Genomic DNA, 16,227 nt, shown 5'->3' with positions numbered 1-16,227 from the left:
TCTCTAGGCAAAGACCTCTGCCCTCGCTTCGGGACGCAGCGGATCCGGCCCGAACCTGTTCGGACCATCCGTGCCCCTCATTACGGAAATAACCGTGATCGCGAGACCGGTAATGGTACCGATATAGGGAACCATGCCCAAGACGATCAGCGCGAGATACCACCAACCGGAAATGTCGCGATCGTGGAAACGGCGAACCTGAAGGGATAATATTGGTAAAAAGATTGCAAGCCCAAACAATCCGCCGATCACCATGAGGGCGACCACCGCTGACGAAACTCCACCCTGTTGGTCGGAAAAGGCGCCTACCGCCAAAGCCAAAATTACAAGCGCGAGCCCTACCAAGGTATAGAACAGTACGAACCACCAATATTCCGAGCGGGAAGCCCTGCCGGAGAAGGTTGCGTACTTCTGCGTTAAAACTGTCCGAACAGCTTCAGTAAACCCCATTTCAATGCCCCCATTTATGCTGATTCAAGCACGGTGATCCACGGTCTGACCATCGTCTTGCTCGACAGTCATTTCGGGATGAAAAACAGCTACAATTCAAACGTAGAAATTGCAATAAGTCGGTTGCATCGGCTCATTATTTTAAAAGCGATGATTAACACGTTGAGATTTTCACACGCGCCGCATTCACAACCAACCTCTTGAGGCCATGAGATGAAGCGAACGGTTGAGCGTTCGGCCACCCTTCTTGCTGTCCCTGTGATGCGGTCGTTGTAGGAGAAATGGATTTGCCAATTGGCAATAATATGCTATCTTTCTGCCAGAAAGAGAGCATGCCATGCAGCTTCGACCTATTGCTTCGACTCCCTTTGACAGAACATCGGCTGAAATCACCGATGTTGAAGCAGGGGCGCTCGCCCGCACGACGGTAAACCTCTTCAACGCCTGGAAGCTCACGGAGGCCCAGGCTTGCACCTTGCTTGGAGGTTTGTCGGCCCGCACATGGGCACGGTGGAAAGAAGGCAACGTGGGACGTGTCGATCGGGACCTGAAAATGCGGATGGCTCACCTGATGGGTATCCACAAGGGGGTGCGACATCTGTTTAAGGACCCATCAAGGGGATATGAGTGGATCAAAGCACCTAATGCGGCCTTTGGCGGCAAGTCGGCGCTGGACGTGATGCTTGAGGGCGAGCTTTCTGATCTTGCCGTGATGCGTGAATGGCTCGATGCGGAGCGGAGCGCATGGTAAGTGGGCTTGCTGTCCGCTCCCACGTACAGTGGCCTAAAACCTACCGCATCATTAGATCGATCTATCCGCCAATCGATTTGTTCGAGGACATCGCCGACCCCCGCGACTGGGAGGCCCTTGTCGCCGTCGAGGCGAAAACGAATCCGCGCATTCGATATGAGGTGGGCGATCTTGGAAAGGTGCCCGCGAACCGCCGCGTTTCGGGGACCGGCGCTAGTTATGTAATGGCCCCATTCGTCCATTGCTCAACGGGGCGGCCGGGACGCTTCACGGACGGAAGCTATGGTCTCTACTATGCAGGCGACAGCGAAGAAGTCGCTGTCGCCGAAACAATACATCATCATCAGAAGTTCATGAGCTCAACGCCCCAGCGTCCGGGGTGGACATCGGACTTTCGCGTCCTAGTGGGCAGCGTGGACCGAGAACTGGACGACGTGAACGCGGTGCCTGGCGCCCTGCATCCGGACGATTACACCGCTTCCCAGATTGAGGGACGCGAACTTCGTGCAGCGGGAAGCGATGGTCTCTTGTGGAACAGCGTTCGAATGCCCGGTCAACGTTGTATCGGCATTTTCTGGCCGGACGCCATAACCATTCCTGTCCAAGGGCGTCATTACTGCTATCACTGGAACGGCATTCGGGTGGATTTCGTACGTCAGTACGACACCGGGGCGGTACTGGCGGTCACTTAACCGGTGGCTTGCGGCAATTGCTCCATATTGCCGCGGATTTCTGTGAGCGGTAATCAGGCGGTTCCGCGCCACACGTTTCCCGACGGATCCACGGCCTCACCATCGACCTGATAGTCATCTCGGATGAAAAACGACTACAATTCAAACGTAGAAATTTCAAAAAGTCCCTTGCATCGGCTGATTATTTTAAGAGCAATGCTTAAAGCGCTGAGATTTTCAGTTCGACGAAGCGATGTGGACCTGACCTGCTGGGGGAACTTTCACCCGTTTGACGTGCTGTTTCCGCCTTATGCGACCGACTGCATGACAAGCGATTGATGGCAATGCACGCCGGCGAGCACGCCTGAGGCGGAGGCGATCGTGGCATTATGCATCGCGCTTGCCGCATCGCCGGCGGCAAAGACACCCTTGATAGTGGTTTCCTTATTCTCACCGGTCCGGATGACCGGCCCGAACGGGCCGTCGTCGAAGGCGCAGCCGAGCTGTTCGGCAACCGGGCTTGCCATCGAAGTTTTCGGCGCGACGAAGACGGCATCGAGCGGCACGACGCGGCCATCAGCGAGGCGAACGGCCTCAAGCTTCGGATCGTCGCCCAACAATTCGACGATAGGGCTGCGTTCGATGCGGACGCCACGGGCTGTCAGCTTCACCAATTGCTCTTCCTCGGGCTCGAACAGCGCCTGGGTGAAAAAGGTCGTTGCGCCCCAGTCCGGGATCATCATGGCCGAATGGGCCGAATGCGGATGGTTTGCGAGAACGCCGAGCTTGCCGCCGCTGACCTCAAAACCGTGGCAATAGGGGCAGTGCAGCGCGGAGCGGCCCCATCGCTCCTTGAGGCCCGCGATTTCGGGCAGCGTGTCGCTGACGCCGGTTGCAAGCACGATGCGCGCGGCTCGATCTTCGCCGCCGTCTTCGGTGCCGACGACGAACGCGTCACCATCGCTCTGCGCCCGGACGACTTTCCCCTGGCGGATGGTGATCGTCGGATAAAGCGAAAGCTGCCGTTTTCCCTCCCGCATGATCGCCGCCGGTGTCTGGCCGTCCTGGCCCAGGAACCCATGCGACGCTTCAGAAAAGCGATTGCGCGGCGCGCCGGCGTCAACGAGCAGCACGCGCCGCCGCGCCCTGGCCAGCTGCATGGCGGCCGAAAGGCCGGCGAAGTTTCCGCCGATGATGATGGCTTCGAACGACATGGAACTCTCCTTGGGTATCGAACTCATGGCTCAACATAAGTTACATGATATGACGCCGTCAAGCATCATGTCACTTGTCTTGTTACGATCCGCTTGCGATAATGACCCGTCCGATCGACAGGAAGAGACCCATGCGCAATGACAGCCGCCTTTCACGCATGCTGCACGTGCTGATCCACATGGATAAGCACCAGCACTCGGCGACCTCCGACATGATTGCGAAAATGCTGAACACCAATCCGGTCGTCGTCCGCCGCACCATGGCCGGCCTTCGCGAACAGGGCTACGTCCGCTCCGAAAAGGGCCATGGCGGCGGCTGGACACTGGTGCGTCCGCTGGCCGAGATCACCCTGCTCGACGTCTACCGCGCCATCGGCGAGCCGCATCTCTTCGCCATCGGCCCAGCCGACGATCAGCCGCAGTGTCTTGTGGAACAGGCGGTGAATGTCGCCCTCGGCGACGCGATGGAGGAAGCCCAGGCCCTGCTGCTGCGACGGTTGGACAGCGTGACGCTGGACAAAATCGCCGCCGACTTCGAGGCGAAACTGACCGCTCGCCCGGCCACACCCTATTCCTGCGCCTCATGAGCGGGGATTACGTCCTGCGGTAGTGGAAATAACGGCCCTCCTTGACGTCGGCAGGCGGAGGCACAAGCTCGGCGTGCTCCAGCAGCAGACCACAGACGGCGATGCCGTTACGGGCGAGCACGCCGGCCGAACCGTCACCTCGCAAGCGCACAAGGTGTGTCGTTTCCGCATCACTTTCTGTAAGGTTGCAAATATCCGCTTGGCAATGGCGAATTGCTTCGGTACAAAACGCTCACCGCTTTAGTTCAAACATAAGGGAGGCGTTGCATGCCAGCAATCATCGAAACCTTCCCGTGCGGAATGTCCCGACACTAGGTCATTTCCATTCGCGGCCCGCCTCAAGCGCGCCCGACATGCGGTTTTCCCTTAATTCATAGCCCGATTGATCTGACGGGATCATTTCGTCTCCCGCTTGGGCTGTGCCATCCAACTCTCGATTTTGAGGACCGGCAGCCGACATGGCGCCGAGCGATTAAAATGACTCGCAAGAAGCTCGATTTCCGCGCCGATGCCTATCGCCATGTGCTCGGCTTTGTTTTCCATCATTGGCGCCATCGGCCTGTATTGGTGGGCATAATTATTGTGCTGGTCATTGCCAGCACGCTGGCCGAAGTCATGGTACCGGTGTTTTCCGGCCAGATCGTCGATGCTATTGCCGGCAGCAATGCGGCTGACCGGGCGCTGCGCGCCTTCGTCATCGTCGTGGCTCTGGGCCTGACCAGCGTGGCACTGCGCTGGTTCATCTTCAACGGCATCATCCGGCTGACGCTGCGCACCATGGCGGATGTGACGAATAACGGCTTCCACAAGGTGCAGCGGTTTTCGACCGACTGGCACGCCAACAGCTTTGCCGGTTCGACGGTGCGCAAGATCGCCCGCGGCATGTGGGCACTCGACCAGCTCAACGACCTGCTGCTGGTCGCGCTTTTGCCGTCCATCGTCATGCTGGTCGGCGCCAGCATCGTGCTCGGCAGCTACTGGCCGATCATGGGCCTGATCGTGGCTGCGGGGTCGCTGATCTATATCGGCGTGACCGTGGCGCTTTCCATGGGCTTCGTGTCGCCGGCGGCACGGCTTGCCAATGCCTGGGACACCAAGCTGGGTGGCGCCCTGGCGGATGCCATCAGCTGCAATTCGGTGGTCAAGGCCTTCGGCGCTGAAAGCCGCGAAGAGACGCGCCTGGGCCAGGTGATGGCCAAATGGGACAGCCGCACGCGCCGGACATGGAAGCGCGGCACGTTGAGCGGCACGATCCAGGGCTTCCTGATGGTTTCGATGCAGGCCGGTATTCTGGGAACGGGCCTGGTGATGTGGCGGCAGGGGCTGGCGACGCCTGGCGACATCACCTTCGTGCTGGCCATGTTCTTCGTTCTGCAAGGCTATCTGCGCAATGTCGGCCAAGACATTCGTAATCTGCAGCGTGCCGTCAACGACATGGAAGAGCTGGTGCTGCTCGACAAGATGCCGCTCGACATCGAGGACAAGCCCAACGCCAAGCCGATCAAGATCGGCGAGGGTGAGATCGTCTTCGATCGCATCACCTTCCAGTATGGCGCGCATCCCACCCCGCTTTATGACGACTTTTCGGTCACCATCAAGCCGGGTGAGCGCGTCGGCCTGGTGGGACATTCGGGCTCTGGCAAGACGACCTTCGTCAAGCTCATCCAGCGCCTCTATGACGTCAACTCGGGCGAAATCCGCATCGACGGGCAGGATATCGCAGGGGTCAAGCAATCAAGCCTGCGCGGCCAGATCGCCATCGTGCAGCAGGAGCCCATTCTGTTCCACCGCACGCTGGCCGAAAACATCGCCTATTCCAGGCCGAACGCCTCGCGCCGCGAGATCGAGCAGGCGGCAAAACAGGCGAGTGCCCACGACTTCATCATGGACCTTCCCAAGGGCTATGAGACGATGGTGGGGGAACGCGGCGTCAAGCTGTCGGGCGGCGAGCGGCAGCGTGTCGCCATAGCCCGTGCCTTCCTGGCGGACGCGCCGGTGCTGATCCTGGACGAAGCGACATCGAGCCTCGACAGCGAGAGCGAAGTGCAGATCCAGCAGGCCATGGAACGTCTGATGAACGGCCGCACGACGCTGGTGATCGCCCACCGGCTGTCCACGGTGCGAGCGCTGGACCGGCTGCTGGTCTTCGACAAGGGAAATATCGTTGAAGAAGGCGACCACCAGGCGCTGATCCGGCTCAACAACGGTATCTATCGCCGGCTGTTCGAACGGCAGGCGCTGGAACTGACCAAGGGTCTGGTGGCGTGAAGCGAAACACGACAGCGCCGCGCCTCTTTTCGAGAGCCGCGGCGCTGTAGCACTTTGAATGGCTGCATAATTTTATGCAGTAGGGCCGATGCTATCCTCTACGTGCGCCGGTAGAGGAAATAACGGCCTTCCTTGATGCCGTCCGGCAGCGGCAGCGCCACCAGCTCGGGATGCTCCAGCGGCAGCCCGCTGACGGCGATGCCGTTATGGGCGAGCACGCCGGCCACCAGCTGCGGCAGCCAGGTCAGCGTCACCGCATCGATCTCGTCGTGGCCGGTGCCGATATCGGCATGGGCAAGGGCCGCGCCAATGCCGACGAAGGCCTGACCGGAGTCGCGGATATTGCCGGTCACCATGTCTTCTGCCTCCGGTGTCGAGGCCGAATAGGAGCGCACTTCCCAATCGAAGGCGACGATGCGCCGGCCTGGAAAATTCTCGCGCAGGTGATCATAGGTGCGGCCGTTACCGAGGCCGAACTCCAGCACCGGGCCTTCAATTTCTCCCACCAGATCGATGATCGAGTTCAGAATGTCGCGTTGAGCCGTCAACCGGCGAATGAAGCTGTCGAGGCGGCTCATCTAATCCGTATCCGTCATGAAATCGTTAGCGGTCCTGGAGCAATTCCAGCAAAAAGTGCGGCAGCGGTTTTGCGTTCGGAATTGCATAAAAACAAAAAGATAGGGCGTTTCCGTGCGTCCCGGAAACCAGGAAAGGCTCTAACACATGAAACCTTGCCAAGTCGATTGCCGTAAATGGGAATTGGCGTTGCAGTGGCAACATGGGTCTGTGCTAAGCTCGATGACATGAAAACCGTGACCGACGAAGATTTCTTTGCCGAAGTGCCGCTCTTCAGCGAATTCGAGGGCGTGACCGACGCGGCCAACTACCGGCCGTTGCCGGACGGATGGGTGCTGGCGCTCGCCGACATCGTCGGCTCGACGCAGGCGATCGGCGCCGGCCGTTACAAGGACGTCAACATGGCGGGCGCCAGCGTCATCTCAGCGGTGCTGAATGCCGTCGGCAAGGGCGACTATCCCTTCGTCTTCGGCGGCGACGGCGCGCTGATCGCGCTTCCGGGTTCGCTGGAGGCGGCGGCACGCGACGCCCTTGCCGCCGCGCAGGTCTGGGTCGAGGAAGATCTGAACCTGGTGCTGCGCGTCGCCATCGTGCCGGTCGCCGACACCCGCGCCGAGGGCCTCGACGTCCGTGTCGCGCGTTACTCCGCAAGCCCCAACGTCACCTATGCGATGTTCTGGGGCGGCGGCACCAGCTGGGCCGAAAGACAGATGAAGCTCGGCCGTTACGGCATTGCCCGCGCGCCGGCTGGAACCCGCCCGGATCTGACCGGTCTCTCCTGCCGCTGGAGCCCGATCGATGCGAGAAACGGCGAGATCGTCTCGATTATCGCCGTGCCCGGCGAAGGTCGGCCAGGCCGGGAATTTCAAGAGCTCGTCGGCGGCATCGTCGCCATCACCACCGAGCAGAACAGGGACAGCCATCCGGTACCGGCCGATGGTCCGGACCTTGCCTTCTCGCTGCATGGCATCAATCGCGAGGCCAAAGCCACCGCGCCACCCAGCCGGCGGTTTTGGCAGAAGCTCTTCATCTTCCTGCAGCTCGGCATCACGGTTGCGTGCTACAGGCTCGGCATTCCGCTCGGCCGCTTCGATGCACGCCGCTACAAGCGCGACGTCGCCGACAATTCCGATTTCCGCAAGTTCGATGACGGGCTGAAGATGACGATCGACGTCGACGCCGAACACCTGAAGCGCATCGAGACCCTGCTGCAACAGGCACAGGCCAAGGGTGTGGCTCGCTACGGCCTGCATCGACAATCCTCAGCGCTGATGACCTGCTTCGTGCCGACGCCGATCGCGCGCGATCACATCCATTTCATCGATGGCGCCGCCGGCGGTTATGCGGTGGCCGCCAGCCAGATCACCGGCAAGTCGCTTTCAACAGCACCGAGCACGATTTAACACTATGACCGGACAATCTTCGGACGTCGCAATCACCTGCACTGCGCAACAGGGCCCCTGAACATTAAAGGGGCACAGATATACGGTAGCCGGATCAAAGACCGAACGAGATTGCGCGGAAGCCCTTTTCATCGACAGCGGGTTTGTCTTCCCAAAGGTAGTCGCCGGTCAGGCTCACGTGCTCCCATGTGAGCGGGGACAGACTGGAAAGCAGATGCTCGGGGACGGCTTCTCCAGCGTTTCGCACGGCATCGACGACGCGGCCGGTATAAATCGTATTCCAGTGAATGATGGCGGTGACGACCAGGTTGAGGGCCGATGCCCGGATCGATAGGTTCTCCTGGCTACGATCGCGGAAACGCTCTGCGAGCGTCACATTTGAATGTAATTTTTGGGTGTACCCAAAAGTGACGTGGGCAAAACGTTGTCGTAAGAATCACACGCTTCAGGCGGACTCTTACGACACGAATTTGAGCGCGATTCCAACTCGCGATATTTCAAGTGAAAAGCCAGGCTATCTGCGAAAGCATCATTCAACGCGAGAATTCCTTCCATTTGCTGAGACATTTACCGCGAATATCCGACCTATCGTATTGAGCAGAAGCTGTGCAGCCAGAATAGCTGTTGTTCCGGTGTGGTCGTAATCGGGCGCGACCTCGACAAGATCGACACCGACAATGGTGCCTCGCTTTGCAAGACCGGCAATCAGTTCCAGGACCTCATAATAGATGAAGCCTCCATGGCTGGGTGTGCCGGTGCCAGGTGCAATCGATGGATCGAAGCCGTCGATGTCGATGGAGAGGTAATAGCGTTTGCCTGCTGGAATACGCTCGAGAACCGCATCTACGCCAAGTTTGCGGATCTGGCGCACGGACAGGATGTCCGACCGCTGGGCGCGGGCGTGGTCGTAACCTTCCTTGGCGGTGGATGACACATTGCGGATGCCGAGCTGCGTCATGCCGGTCACCCAAGGCTTTTCCGAAGCACGACGCATCGGGCTGCCATGGCCGAAGCGTACGCCGTGGCGCTCATCGACGAAATCGAGATGCGCATCGAACTGCACGAGATGGACAGGTTCCTGATCGCCGAAAGCGTTGATGCAGGGGATGTTGATGGAATGATCGCCGCCGAGCACGACTGGAAGCGCACCTGCCGAAAGGATCTTGCGAACGCCGATTTCAATATTGGCATGGCTCGATGCGGTGTCGGTGTGAATGATATCGGCATCGCCGATATCGACGATCCTTACACCTTCTAGATACGTCACGTCGTCCTCGTGATCGTAGGCACCGGCGTGGCCGAAGGCAAACAGCGTAGACGCCTCGCGTATGCTCCTTGGCCCGAAACGGGCGCCGGATCGCCACTGCGTACCGAAATCGAACGGTGCGCCGAGGATCGCGACATCGGCGTCGATCTGGTCCCAGTTCTCGACATAAGGGCTCTTGGCAAAGGTGGAAATGCCGACGAAGGGCAGGTTAAGCCGGCCTTTATCGTATCCGTGAGCAGCCATGATCGTTCCTTTCAAGCTATCAAAATGCGCGTTCGCGCCAGGTCTGGAGAAATTGAGAAAGACGTTCGCTTTTCGGGGTGGCGAAAAGCATTTGCGGCGGGCCCTCCTCGACAATGCGGCCGCTATCCATGAAGACGACGCGGCTGGCCGCATGGGCGGCAAAACCCATCTCGTGGGTGACGATGACCATGGTCATTCCCTCTGTCGCGAGTGTCTTCATGACAGAAAGCACTTCGCCCACCAGTTCCGGGTCGAGCGCCGAGGTGGGTTCGTCGAAAAGCATCGCCTTCGGCCGGACTGCCAGCGCCCGGGCAATGGCCACGCGCTGCTTTTGCCCCCCGGAAAGGCTTTCGGGACGGCGATCCGCGAAGGTGGAAAGCCCGACCTTCTCCAGCATCGCCCGCCCTGTTTCCTCTGCCTGCTTTCGAGGCACACCATGCACCAGCCAAAGTGCCAGGGTCACATTGTTGAGCACGCTCATGTGCGGCCAGAGGTGGAAGTGCTGGAACACCATGCCAAGGGGCCTGCGTGTTTCCGCCAGTTCCCTCACACCGGCCCGTTCCCGTCCGAGTGGCGTTTCCCGCCAGCCGATCAGCTTTCCAAAAACCTGCACATCGCCGCCGTCGTAAGGATCGAGAAAAGCAATAGAGCGCAACAGCGTGCTCTTGCCAGAACCAGATGGGCCGATGATGCAGGTAACATCGCCAGCATGAATATCGAGGTCGATGCCCGTCAGCACCTTCTTGTCGCCGAAATGCTTCTGAAGTCCGCGCACCGAGATTGCAGCTTTACTTGCGGTCATATCAGGAGCCTTTCACCGTAAAGCGTCGCTCTGCATAGAAACCGAGACGCGCGATAGTTTCGACGAGCGCCCAGTAGAGGAGGGCGATGGTAAGATAAGGGGTGACGACAGCGAAGGTGATGGAGCTGATCGTACCTGCGACCTTTGTCAGTTCACCAAGCGTGATGACTGAAAGCACGGCAGATTCCTTGACCAGATTGATTGTCTGCCCGACGCTGGCGGGAAGCGTGACCCGCAATGCCTGGGGCAGTTCGATATTGAGAAAGCGCTGGCCCGGTGTCAGGCCAAGCATTTCGGCGGCCTCCCGTTCACCCTTCGGTATCGCACTGAAGCCGGCACGAAAGATTTCCGCAAACGGTCCGGCTCCATAAAGCCCGAGACCGACGATGCCGGCGACATGGGGGCTCAGCAGCAAACCGAACTGCGGGCCTCCGTAATAGAGGAGGAACAACACCAGCGCGAGAGGTGCGCCACGCGAAAATTCGATGTAACCGCGGGCCGGAATCGCAATGAGCCGAAGGCGACTGCGCAATGCAAGTGCAAGAAAAATGCCGCCGACTACGGAAATGAAGATGCCCAGCAGCGAAACACCAATCGTAGTGGCAAGACCCGCCGCGTATAATGGAATATCGTTGACAAAATCCGACATTATTGTTTCGCCTCCCGTGATAGGTGGCGCTCCAACAAAAGGCCAATACACGCAAGAACTGCGCCGATGATCACGTAAAGTAACAAAGCCGAGGTATAGGCTTCCAGTGGACGAAATGTCGATGCGGCGACCTGCTGCGCCCGACGGGTGATGTCGGTGACGGCGATCACCGATACCAGCGAGGAGTTTTTCACCAGAGCCTGCATTTCCCCGATCAGGGCCGGCAGCATCAGACGTATCGCTTGGGGCGCTTCGATCCTGAAAAACGTCTGGCTTGCGGACAGACCGAGCATGCTGGCAGCCTCGATCTCACCCTTCGGGACTGCCAGCAGTCCGGCGCGGTAGATCTCGGACTGGAAGGCTGCGGTGTTCAATGCGAGCGCCAGTGTTGCGGCTAGCGTTGGTTGCAACTCCAGCCCGAAAAATGGCAGCAGATAGAAGACGATCAACAATTGGACGAGGATGGGCGTCCCCCGCCAAAAGGAGAGATAAAGTCCCGCCAGACGGGTTGTAACCCTGCCGCCGCGTGAAGCTGCGGCAAGGAGAATGGCCAGCGGCGCACCGAGAAGCAGCGCTGAAAAGCTGACTATGACTGTGGTGGCGAAGCCATCGAAAAGAGCTGGCCAGACACCTGCGAGTCCTCTGTCCATGACTGGATCTTACTCGCTAACTGCCAGCTTTTCCGGCAGTTCCATCGTCGCGCCGAACCACTTCTTCTGTAGCTCGCCCAGTTTGCCGGATGTGTTCAGCTTGACCAGTTCGGCGTCCATCAGCGCATTCAGCGAGGCGCTTTGGGCATCGTTACGGCCAGCCCATGAGAAATAGGTTTTTGCACCAAAGGTCGGCAGCACCACCTCGAATACATCGGGACGCTGACGTGCTGCTTCGAGCAGGTTTGGCAGCGAGTTGATGACAGCTTTGATGCGACCGGTCCCAAGGTCCGCATAGGCTTCGGAAAAGTCGGTGTAGGTGGAAATCGTGGCGTCGCCTTTGCCACCTGCCTTCAGTTCGCCCGCGAATTTTTCAAGCGCGGCAAGCTGGGCCGAACCTGCCTGTGAACCGACCGGTTTGCCGGCAATGTCTTCCGGCTTGGCAATGTCGGTATCACCCTTGCGCTTCAGCACAGCCATTGTGGCATCGGCGATCGGTGCGGACAGATGATAAGCCTTCATGCGTTCCGGCGTGACCGTGACGGAGGTCACGACATAATCGAACCGACTGGCGGCTAGACCCGGGAGGATGCCCTGCCAAGGCAGGTCGAGCCGCTTCAGTTCGACACCGGGCAGAGCCTTCATGATCTCTGCCATGATATCTGCGGAATAGCCGACAATCTTGCTGTCCTCGACAAATTCGAACGGCGCGAAGCGCGCTTCGGTAGCGACAGTGAAGACCTTATCCGTTTTGATTTTTTCGAGTAGCTCGGCGGCCGAAGCGACGGGTGCGGCCAACGCGATGGCAAATGCGGCGCCGATCAGAAGGCTTTTCGAATTCCGAATGACTTTCATAGTCCTGTTCCCCTGTTTTTCTGGGACCGTTTCGTGGTCTCCGAAGACAAGGAAGCATGGACAATGCTACAGAAAAATAGGAAATATGTGGAGTTTACATCAAGATTATTAATGTAAGGATGCGCGGATGCTGCTCGCCCAATCCGACCTCAGGTCATTGACCGTGTTTCGGGCGGTCGTTGACCATAAGAGTTTTCTCGGTGCACAGATCGCGCTGGGCCTTAGTCAGTCGGCGGTCAGTTTCCACATCAAGGCGCTGGAAGATCGTCTGGGTTTCAAGCTTTGCCAGCGTGGCCGCTCGGGTTTTGAACTGACGGACCGTGGTGCTATCGTGCATGAGCGTTCAAAAGGGCTTTTTCTGGCACTCAATGCCTTCGAGAGCGACATCGGTGCACTCAAAAACCGCATTACCGGCACTCTAAGGCTCGGCCTCGTTGATAATACCATTACCGACAGCGACCTACCTATCCACCGGGTGATCGCCCGTATCAGCGAACGGGCGCCCGAAGCGCGCGTTGAACTGGCAATAGACACTCCGGACGCGCTTCTTTCGGAAATTGCCAATGGCGGTCTGGACATAGCATTGCTACCGGAAACGCAACCCTATCAGGGTCTGAAGCTCTCGCGGTTCCGGGAAGAAATCCATTCGCTTTACTGTGCCCAAGGGCACCCCCTCTTCCGGCAGGCGGAAGCCGAATTGACGATCGAACACGTCGAGACTTTCGATTTCGTTGTGCGGCCATACGCCAACATGCGTGAATTGCAGTTTTTCCCAAAAGCACGTGCGCGGGCCATTGCCTCCAACATGGAGGCGCAAGCAATGTTCGTGATGTCTGGACACTATCTTGGATACTTGCCGGACCACTATGCCCGCGGCTGGGTGCAAAAAGGGCGTTTCAGGCAGCTTATGCCGGAGGAAACCCGTATTCATTCCACCTTCGTCATCGCGACGCGGTCTACCGAGAAACCGTCGACCATCCTTGACTTCTTCATCCGTGAACTGGCGGGCATTGCTTCGGAGGCGGTACACATGGGACATTCTTTCGCCCCAGGAAATGCGACAAGCTAGCACCGTCGTCTAATAGCGAGATTTGCAAGCGCCTTTTGGGTGCAGGAGGTTGTTTGCCGGGAGCATGGTCGTCTACGCGGTCGACATAGGTCGCCGCATTATGGTGCTTCGCGGGTCAGTCCTTCCAATGTGTGTCTCGCACGCTCCGAGCAAACTCGTGGTGCCGGTAGGCGCGTCGGCCGCATAGGTGAATGTGCCGAATTTCTGCACGTCTTCAGCGGCCCGCATCAGCCCGCCACATGCGGCGCGCCATTGAGCCGCCCACGCTGATGCGGCGAACTCCGTGACACTCACAGATCGAACGCCAGCTTGTTCAATTGCTGTCCAGAGCTGTCGAAGTTGTCAGATTGCAACCAGCGCTCATAACCGGCGCGAAGACGCGGCCATTCCCTGTCGGTGATGGAATACCATGCGGTATCGCGATTGAGGCCCTTGACGACCATGTGCTGTCGGAAAATGCCCTCGAAGCAGAATCCGAAGCGCTCGGCTGCTCGCTTGGAAGGAACGTTGCCGTTGTCTAACTTCCACTCGAAGCGGCGGTATCCAAGGCAGAACACATAGTCAGCGAAAAGAAACAGTGCTTCCGTTGCGGTCCGCGTCCGTGTGATCGCCGGTCCCCACAGGATATTGCCGACCTCGATTACGCCGTGGACCGTATCCACGCGCATTAAAGCCTGGCGGCCTTCAGCACGGCCGGTCGCCTTGTCGATGACCGCAAAGAATAGAGGGTCCGCGCTGGCTTCCGCCCTCTCGGCCCAGACCCGCAGACCGCTGAAATCGGAAGGGGCATCGTCAAAAAGATACTTGAATCGATCTTGCGCGCCGGGTGCAGCCGCCGCCTCGAACAAAGTCTGTGCATGCCGATCCGCGCTCAGCGGCTCTAGCCGCGCGTAAGACCCTTCCAGTATTTTTCGCTCCGCTTTGGGAGCACCTTTCCAATTGCTGAGTTCCATGAAGACACCATCCAGAATCTGATGGAACAATGCCGTCGTTGAGTATGTAGCCCTGTAATTGCATATATATGGCTGGTTGTTCCCATCCATTTTGACAGCTGCGAGCAGGCCAATTGGATGGGAATCGATTGCGAGCTTAGTGGGGTGGATAAACCCCTCAGGCCGGAACAGCGAGGCGCTGCCGAATAGCAGACTTATGCAGTGACGTTTCTGTCACGCCTTGATGACGTGTTCGGCCGCAAGCCCGAGCCGGTTGAAGACGTTGCGCGTGTCGATAATCAGCGCCGCACTTTTCGACAGCGCCGCATAATCCACCCTGTCGTGATCGGTCGCCACCAGCACCGCATCGTAGCCGGCAATGGTATCAGGCGTCAGCGGCACCGATTTGCGGCCCTTCAGCGCCTGGTATTCGCGCGTCGGCGGGATCTCGGCGACGAAGGGATCATGGTAATCTGCGTGTCCGCCACGCTCCTCGATGATCTCGATCAGCCGCAGCGACGGGCTTTCGCGAATATCGGCGACGTTCTTCTTGTAGGCGAGCCCGAGCACAAGCACCCTGCTGCGGCTCAGCGCCTTGCCGGCGCGGATATCGAGCGCTTCGGCGAGCTTGCCGACGACATAACGCGGCATGGCCGAATTGATCTCGCCGGCAAGCTCGATGAAGCGGGTCGGCAGCTCGTATTCGCGCGATTTCCAGGTGAGGTAGAAGGGATCGATCGGGATGCAATGGCCGCCGAGGCCGGGGCCGGGATAGAAGGGCATGTAGCCGAAGGGCTTGGTCTTGGCCGCGTCGATCACTTCCCAGACGTCGATGCCCATCGCCGCATAGACGGTCTTCAGCTCGTTGACGAGGGCGATGTTGACCGAGCGGAAGATGTTTTCGGTAAGCTTCACGGCTTCAGCCGTCGCATTCGAAGAGACCGGAACGACAGATGATACCGCCGCACCATAGAAGGCCTTCATCAGCGCCAGCGCCTCAGACCCGTCGCCGGCGACGACCTTCGGGATGGTGGCGGTATGATAGTGCTGGTTGCCGGGATCCTCGCGCTCCGGCGAAAAGCCGACGAAGAAGTCCGAGCCGGATTTCAGCCCGGTGCCTTCGAGAATGACCTTCACCACGTCATCGGTCGTGCCGGGATAGGTGGTCGATTCCAGCACGACGAGCTGACCGGGGCGCAAATGCGCGGCGATCGAGCGCGACGTCGCCTCGACGAAGGAAAGATCGGGATCGCGATGCTTGGTGAGCGGCGTCGGCACGCAGATGATGATGACGTCACACTCGTCGAGACCGGCGAAATCGGTCGTCGCCTTGAAGCGGCCCGCATCGATCTCGGCAGACAGCGCCTCGTCGCTCACCGCGTCGATATAGGAGCGGCGGGCATCGAGAGCCACCATCTTGCCCGGATCGATGTCGAAGCCGGTGACCGCAAAGCCGCTGCGCGCCACCGCCATCGCCAGCGGCAGGCCGACATAGCCGAGGCCGATGATGCCGGCACGGGCCGCGCGGGTTTCGATCTTCTGCAAAAGCGTATCGAAGGTGGAGGTGGCCAAGGCGGGATCTTTCAAACGGGGAAGAGAAGGCTGATCTAATGCATGATCCAGCCAAATTAAACCCGGGCGCCGATCTTCCTCGTCTTTCCGGCGGCACGGCCGTCCGGTTTGCTCTAATGGCTGCCCTCAGCCTAACCTTCTCGCCGATCTCCTGGGCCGGGATGTCGCGTGGCATTGACGTCCAAATCCCTTAACCGGGTGTGGCGGAAATGACTCAGGCCGCGCCCTTTGATGCAACTTGAGCGCACAAAAAATTGAAACTCCCATT

The 16,227-nt window shown here is 59.1% G+C and carries 16 protein-coding genes and 2 pseudogenes; 6 read left to right on the top strand and 12 right to left on the bottom strand.

What is annotated here, in order from left to right; all coding sequences use genetic code 11:
* Positions 1 to 3: 3 nt before the first annotated feature.
* Complete coding sequence (locus J3P73_RS28365; RefSeq protein WP_130699002.1) at positions 4 to 450, bottom strand: DUF805 domain-containing protein; 447 nt, start codon at positions 448 to 450, stop codon at positions 4 to 6.
* 337 nt (positions 451 to 787) lie between these two features.
* On the opposite strand from J3P73_RS28365, the gene J3P73_RS28360 reads away from it, so the two are divergent.
* Together J3P73_RS28360 and J3P73_RS28355 are read left to right on the top strand one after the other, a co-directional pair.
* The gene (locus J3P73_RS28360; RefSeq protein ID WP_130699001.1) at positions 788 to 1,201 is read left to right on the top strand and encodes an MbcA/ParS/Xre antitoxin family protein; all 414 of its coding nucleotides are present in this window, start codon (positions 788 to 790) and stop codon (positions 1,199 to 1,201) included.
* Positions 1,195 to 1,893, top strand: a complete 699-nt coding sequence (locus J3P73_RS28355) for an RES family NAD+ phosphorylase (protein WP_128412100.1) — start codon at positions 1,195 to 1,197, stop codon at positions 1,891 to 1,893. The genes J3P73_RS28360 and J3P73_RS28355 overlap by 7 nt, the downstream gene beginning before the upstream one ends.
* Before the next feature lie 287 nt (positions 1,894 to 2,180).
* On the opposite strand, the gene J3P73_RS28350 is transcribed toward J3P73_RS28355, so the two are convergent.
* Complete coding sequence (locus J3P73_RS28350) at positions 2,181 to 3,086, bottom strand: NAD(P)/FAD-dependent oxidoreductase (RefSeq protein ID WP_130774200.1); 906 nt, start codon at positions 3,084 to 3,086, stop codon at positions 2,181 to 2,183.
* 131 nt (positions 3,087 to 3,217) lie between these two features.
* Between J3P73_RS28350 and J3P73_RS28345 the strand changes: the two genes are divergently transcribed.
* Positions 3,218 to 3,673 (top strand): Rrf2 family transcriptional regulator, encoded by a 456-nt coding sequence (locus J3P73_RS28345; RefSeq protein WP_130698999.1) that lies wholly within the window; start codon positions 3,218 to 3,220, stop codon positions 3,671 to 3,673.
* A 7-nt stretch (positions 3,674 to 3,680) separates the two neighbouring features.
* Here J3P73_RS28345 and J3P73_RS37715 read toward each other — a convergent pair.
* A pseudogene (locus J3P73_RS37715) lies at positions 3,681 to 3,800 on the bottom strand (class I SAM-dependent methyltransferase); the annotation flags it as partial.
* 350 nt (positions 3,801 to 4,150) lie between these two features.
* Between J3P73_RS37715 and J3P73_RS28335 the strand changes: the two are divergent.
* A complete protein-coding gene (locus tag J3P73_RS28335; protein WP_130774199.1) occupies positions 4,151 to 5,941 on the top strand; it encodes an ABC transporter ATP-binding protein in 1,791 nt (596 codons plus the stop codon).
* A gap of 98 nt (positions 5,942 to 6,039) precedes the next feature.
* On the opposite strand, the gene J3P73_RS28330 is transcribed toward J3P73_RS28335, so the two are convergent.
* Entirely contained in the window at positions 6,040 to 6,519 is a 480-nt protein-coding gene (locus tag J3P73_RS28330; RefSeq protein WP_024321663.1) for a class I SAM-dependent methyltransferase, read from the bottom strand.
* A gap of 225 nt (positions 6,520 to 6,744) precedes the next feature.
* Between J3P73_RS28330 and J3P73_RS28325 the strand changes: the two genes are divergently transcribed.
* Positions 6,745 to 7,920 (top strand): DUF3095 domain-containing protein, encoded by a 1,176-nt coding sequence (locus J3P73_RS28325; protein WP_024321664.1) that lies wholly within the window; start codon positions 6,745 to 6,747, stop codon positions 7,918 to 7,920.
* A 94-nt stretch (positions 7,921 to 8,014) separates the two neighbouring features.
* On the opposite strand, the pseudogene J3P73_RS28320 reads toward J3P73_RS28325, so the two are convergent.
* From J3P73_RS28320 to J3P73_RS28295, 6 genes and pseudogenes are all read right to left on the bottom strand, one after another.
* A pseudogene (locus J3P73_RS28320) lies at positions 8,015 to 8,281 on the bottom strand (Tn3 family transposase); the annotation flags it as partial.
* Between the two features lie 168 nt (positions 8,282 to 8,449).
* A complete protein-coding gene (speB, locus tag J3P73_RS28315; protein WP_018071525.1) occupies positions 8,450 to 9,430 on the bottom strand; it encodes an agmatinase in 981 nt (326 codons plus the stop codon).
* A 19-nt stretch (positions 9,431 to 9,449) separates the two neighbouring features.
* Positions 9,450 to 10,232: an amino acid ABC transporter ATP-binding protein gene (locus tag J3P73_RS28310; RefSeq protein ID WP_130737045.1), complete on the bottom strand. Its 783-nt coding sequence runs from the start codon at positions 10,230 to 10,232 to the stop codon at positions 9,450 to 9,452.
* 1 nt (position 10,233) lies between these two features.
* A complete protein-coding gene (locus J3P73_RS28305) occupies positions 10,234 to 10,881 on the bottom strand; it encodes an amino acid ABC transporter permease (protein ID WP_174826353.1) in 648 nt (215 codons plus the stop codon).
* Positions 10,881 to 11,531: an amino acid ABC transporter permease gene (locus J3P73_RS28300; RefSeq protein WP_027690032.1), complete on the bottom strand. Its 651-nt coding sequence runs from the start codon at positions 11,529 to 11,531 to the stop codon at positions 10,881 to 10,883. The genes J3P73_RS28305 and J3P73_RS28300 overlap by 1 nt, the downstream gene beginning before the upstream one ends.
* A 9-nt stretch (positions 11,532 to 11,540) precedes the next feature.
* The gene (locus J3P73_RS28295; protein WP_130688936.1) at positions 11,541 to 12,386 is read right to left on the bottom strand and encodes a transporter substrate-binding domain-containing protein; all 846 of its coding nucleotides are present in this window, start codon (positions 12,384 to 12,386) and stop codon (positions 11,541 to 11,543) included.
* 127 nt (positions 12,387 to 12,513) lie between these two features.
* Here J3P73_RS28295 and J3P73_RS28290 point away from each other — a divergent pair, with 127 nt between their 5' ends.
* Complete coding sequence (locus J3P73_RS28290) at positions 12,514 to 13,455, top strand: LysR family transcriptional regulator (RefSeq protein WP_018071528.1); 942 nt, start codon at positions 12,514 to 12,516, stop codon at positions 13,453 to 13,455.
* Positions 13,456 to 13,745: 290 nt separating this feature from the next.
* Here the strand turns inward: J3P73_RS28290 and J3P73_RS28285 are convergent, their stop codons facing one another.
* Together J3P73_RS28285 and J3P73_RS28280 are read right to left on the bottom strand one after the other, a co-directional pair.
* Entirely contained in the window at positions 13,746 to 14,408 is a 663-nt protein-coding gene (locus J3P73_RS28285) for a GNAT family N-acetyltransferase (protein ID WP_026170864.1), read from the bottom strand.
* Positions 14,409 to 14,621: 213 nt separating this feature from the next.
* Positions 14,622 to 15,959, bottom strand: a complete 1,338-nt coding sequence (locus J3P73_RS28280) for a nucleotide sugar dehydrogenase (protein WP_024321671.1) — start codon at positions 15,957 to 15,959, stop codon at positions 14,622 to 14,624.
* Positions 15,960 to 16,227: the final 268 nt, after the last annotated feature.

Source organism: Rhizobium ruizarguesonis, from assembly GCF_017357285.1.
Lineage (GTDB): Bacteria > Pseudomonadota > Alphaproteobacteria > Rhizobiales > Rhizobiaceae > Rhizobium > Rhizobium ruizarguesonis.
The sequence above is the reverse complement of the archived record's forward strand: the minus strand, read 5'-3'. Positions and strand labels throughout refer to the sequence as shown.

What these genes read in the sequence shown, in the direction of transcription:
- J3P73_RS28365 (WP_130699002.1), bottom strand. Translation starts at nt 450, where the DNA reads ATGGGGTTTACTGAAGCTGTTCGGACAGTTTTAACGCAGAAGTACGCA.
- J3P73_RS28360 (WP_130699001.1), top strand. Translation starts at nt 788, where the DNA reads ATGCAGCTTCGACCTATTGCTTCGACTCCCTTTGACAGAACATCGGCT.
- J3P73_RS28355 (WP_128412100.1), top strand. Translation starts at nt 1,195, where the DNA reads ATGGTAAGTGGGCTTGCTGTCCGCTCCCACGTACAGTGGCCTAAAACC.
- J3P73_RS28350 (WP_130774200.1), bottom strand. Translation starts at nt 3,086, where the DNA reads ATGTCGTTCGAAGCCATCATCATCGGCGGAAACTTCGCCGGCCTTTCG.
- J3P73_RS28345 (WP_130698999.1), top strand. Translation starts at nt 3,218, where the DNA reads ATGCGCAATGACAGCCGCCTTTCACGCATGCTGCACGTGCTGATCCAC.
- J3P73_RS28335 (WP_130774199.1), top strand. Translation starts at nt 4,151, where the DNA reads ATGACTCGCAAGAAGCTCGATTTCCGCGCCGATGCCTATCGCCATGTG.
- J3P73_RS28330 (WP_024321663.1), bottom strand. Translation starts at nt 6,519, where the DNA reads ATGAGCCGCCTCGACAGCTTCATTCGCCGGTTGACGGCTCAACGCGAC.
- J3P73_RS28325 (WP_024321664.1), top strand. Translation starts at nt 6,745, where the DNA reads ATGAAAACCGTGACCGACGAAGATTTCTTTGCCGAAGTGCCGCTCTTC.
- speB (WP_018071525.1), bottom strand. Translation starts at nt 9,430, where the DNA reads ATGGCTGCTCACGGATACGATAAAGGCCGGCTTAACCTGCCCTTCGTC.
- J3P73_RS28310 (WP_130737045.1), bottom strand. Translation starts at nt 10,232, where the DNA reads ATGACCGCAAGTAAAGCTGCAATCTCGGTGCGCGGACTTCAGAAGCAT.
- J3P73_RS28305 (WP_174826353.1), bottom strand. Translation starts at nt 10,881, where the DNA reads ATGTCGGATTTTGTCAACGATATTCCATTATACGCGGCGGGTCTTGCC.
- J3P73_RS28300 (WP_027690032.1), bottom strand. Translation starts at nt 11,531, where the DNA reads ATGGACAGAGGACTCGCAGGTGTCTGGCCAGCTCTTTTCGATGGCTTC.
- J3P73_RS28295 (WP_130688936.1), bottom strand. Translation starts at nt 12,386, where the DNA reads ATGAAAGTCATTCGGAATTCGAAAAGCCTTCTGATCGGCGCCGCATTT.
- J3P73_RS28290 (WP_018071528.1), top strand. Translation starts at nt 12,514, where the DNA reads ATGCTGCTCGCCCAATCCGACCTCAGGTCATTGACCGTGTTTCGGGCG.
- J3P73_RS28285 (WP_026170864.1), bottom strand. Translation starts at nt 14,408, where the DNA reads ATGGAACTCAGCAATTGGAAAGGTGCTCCCAAAGCGGAGCGAAAAATA.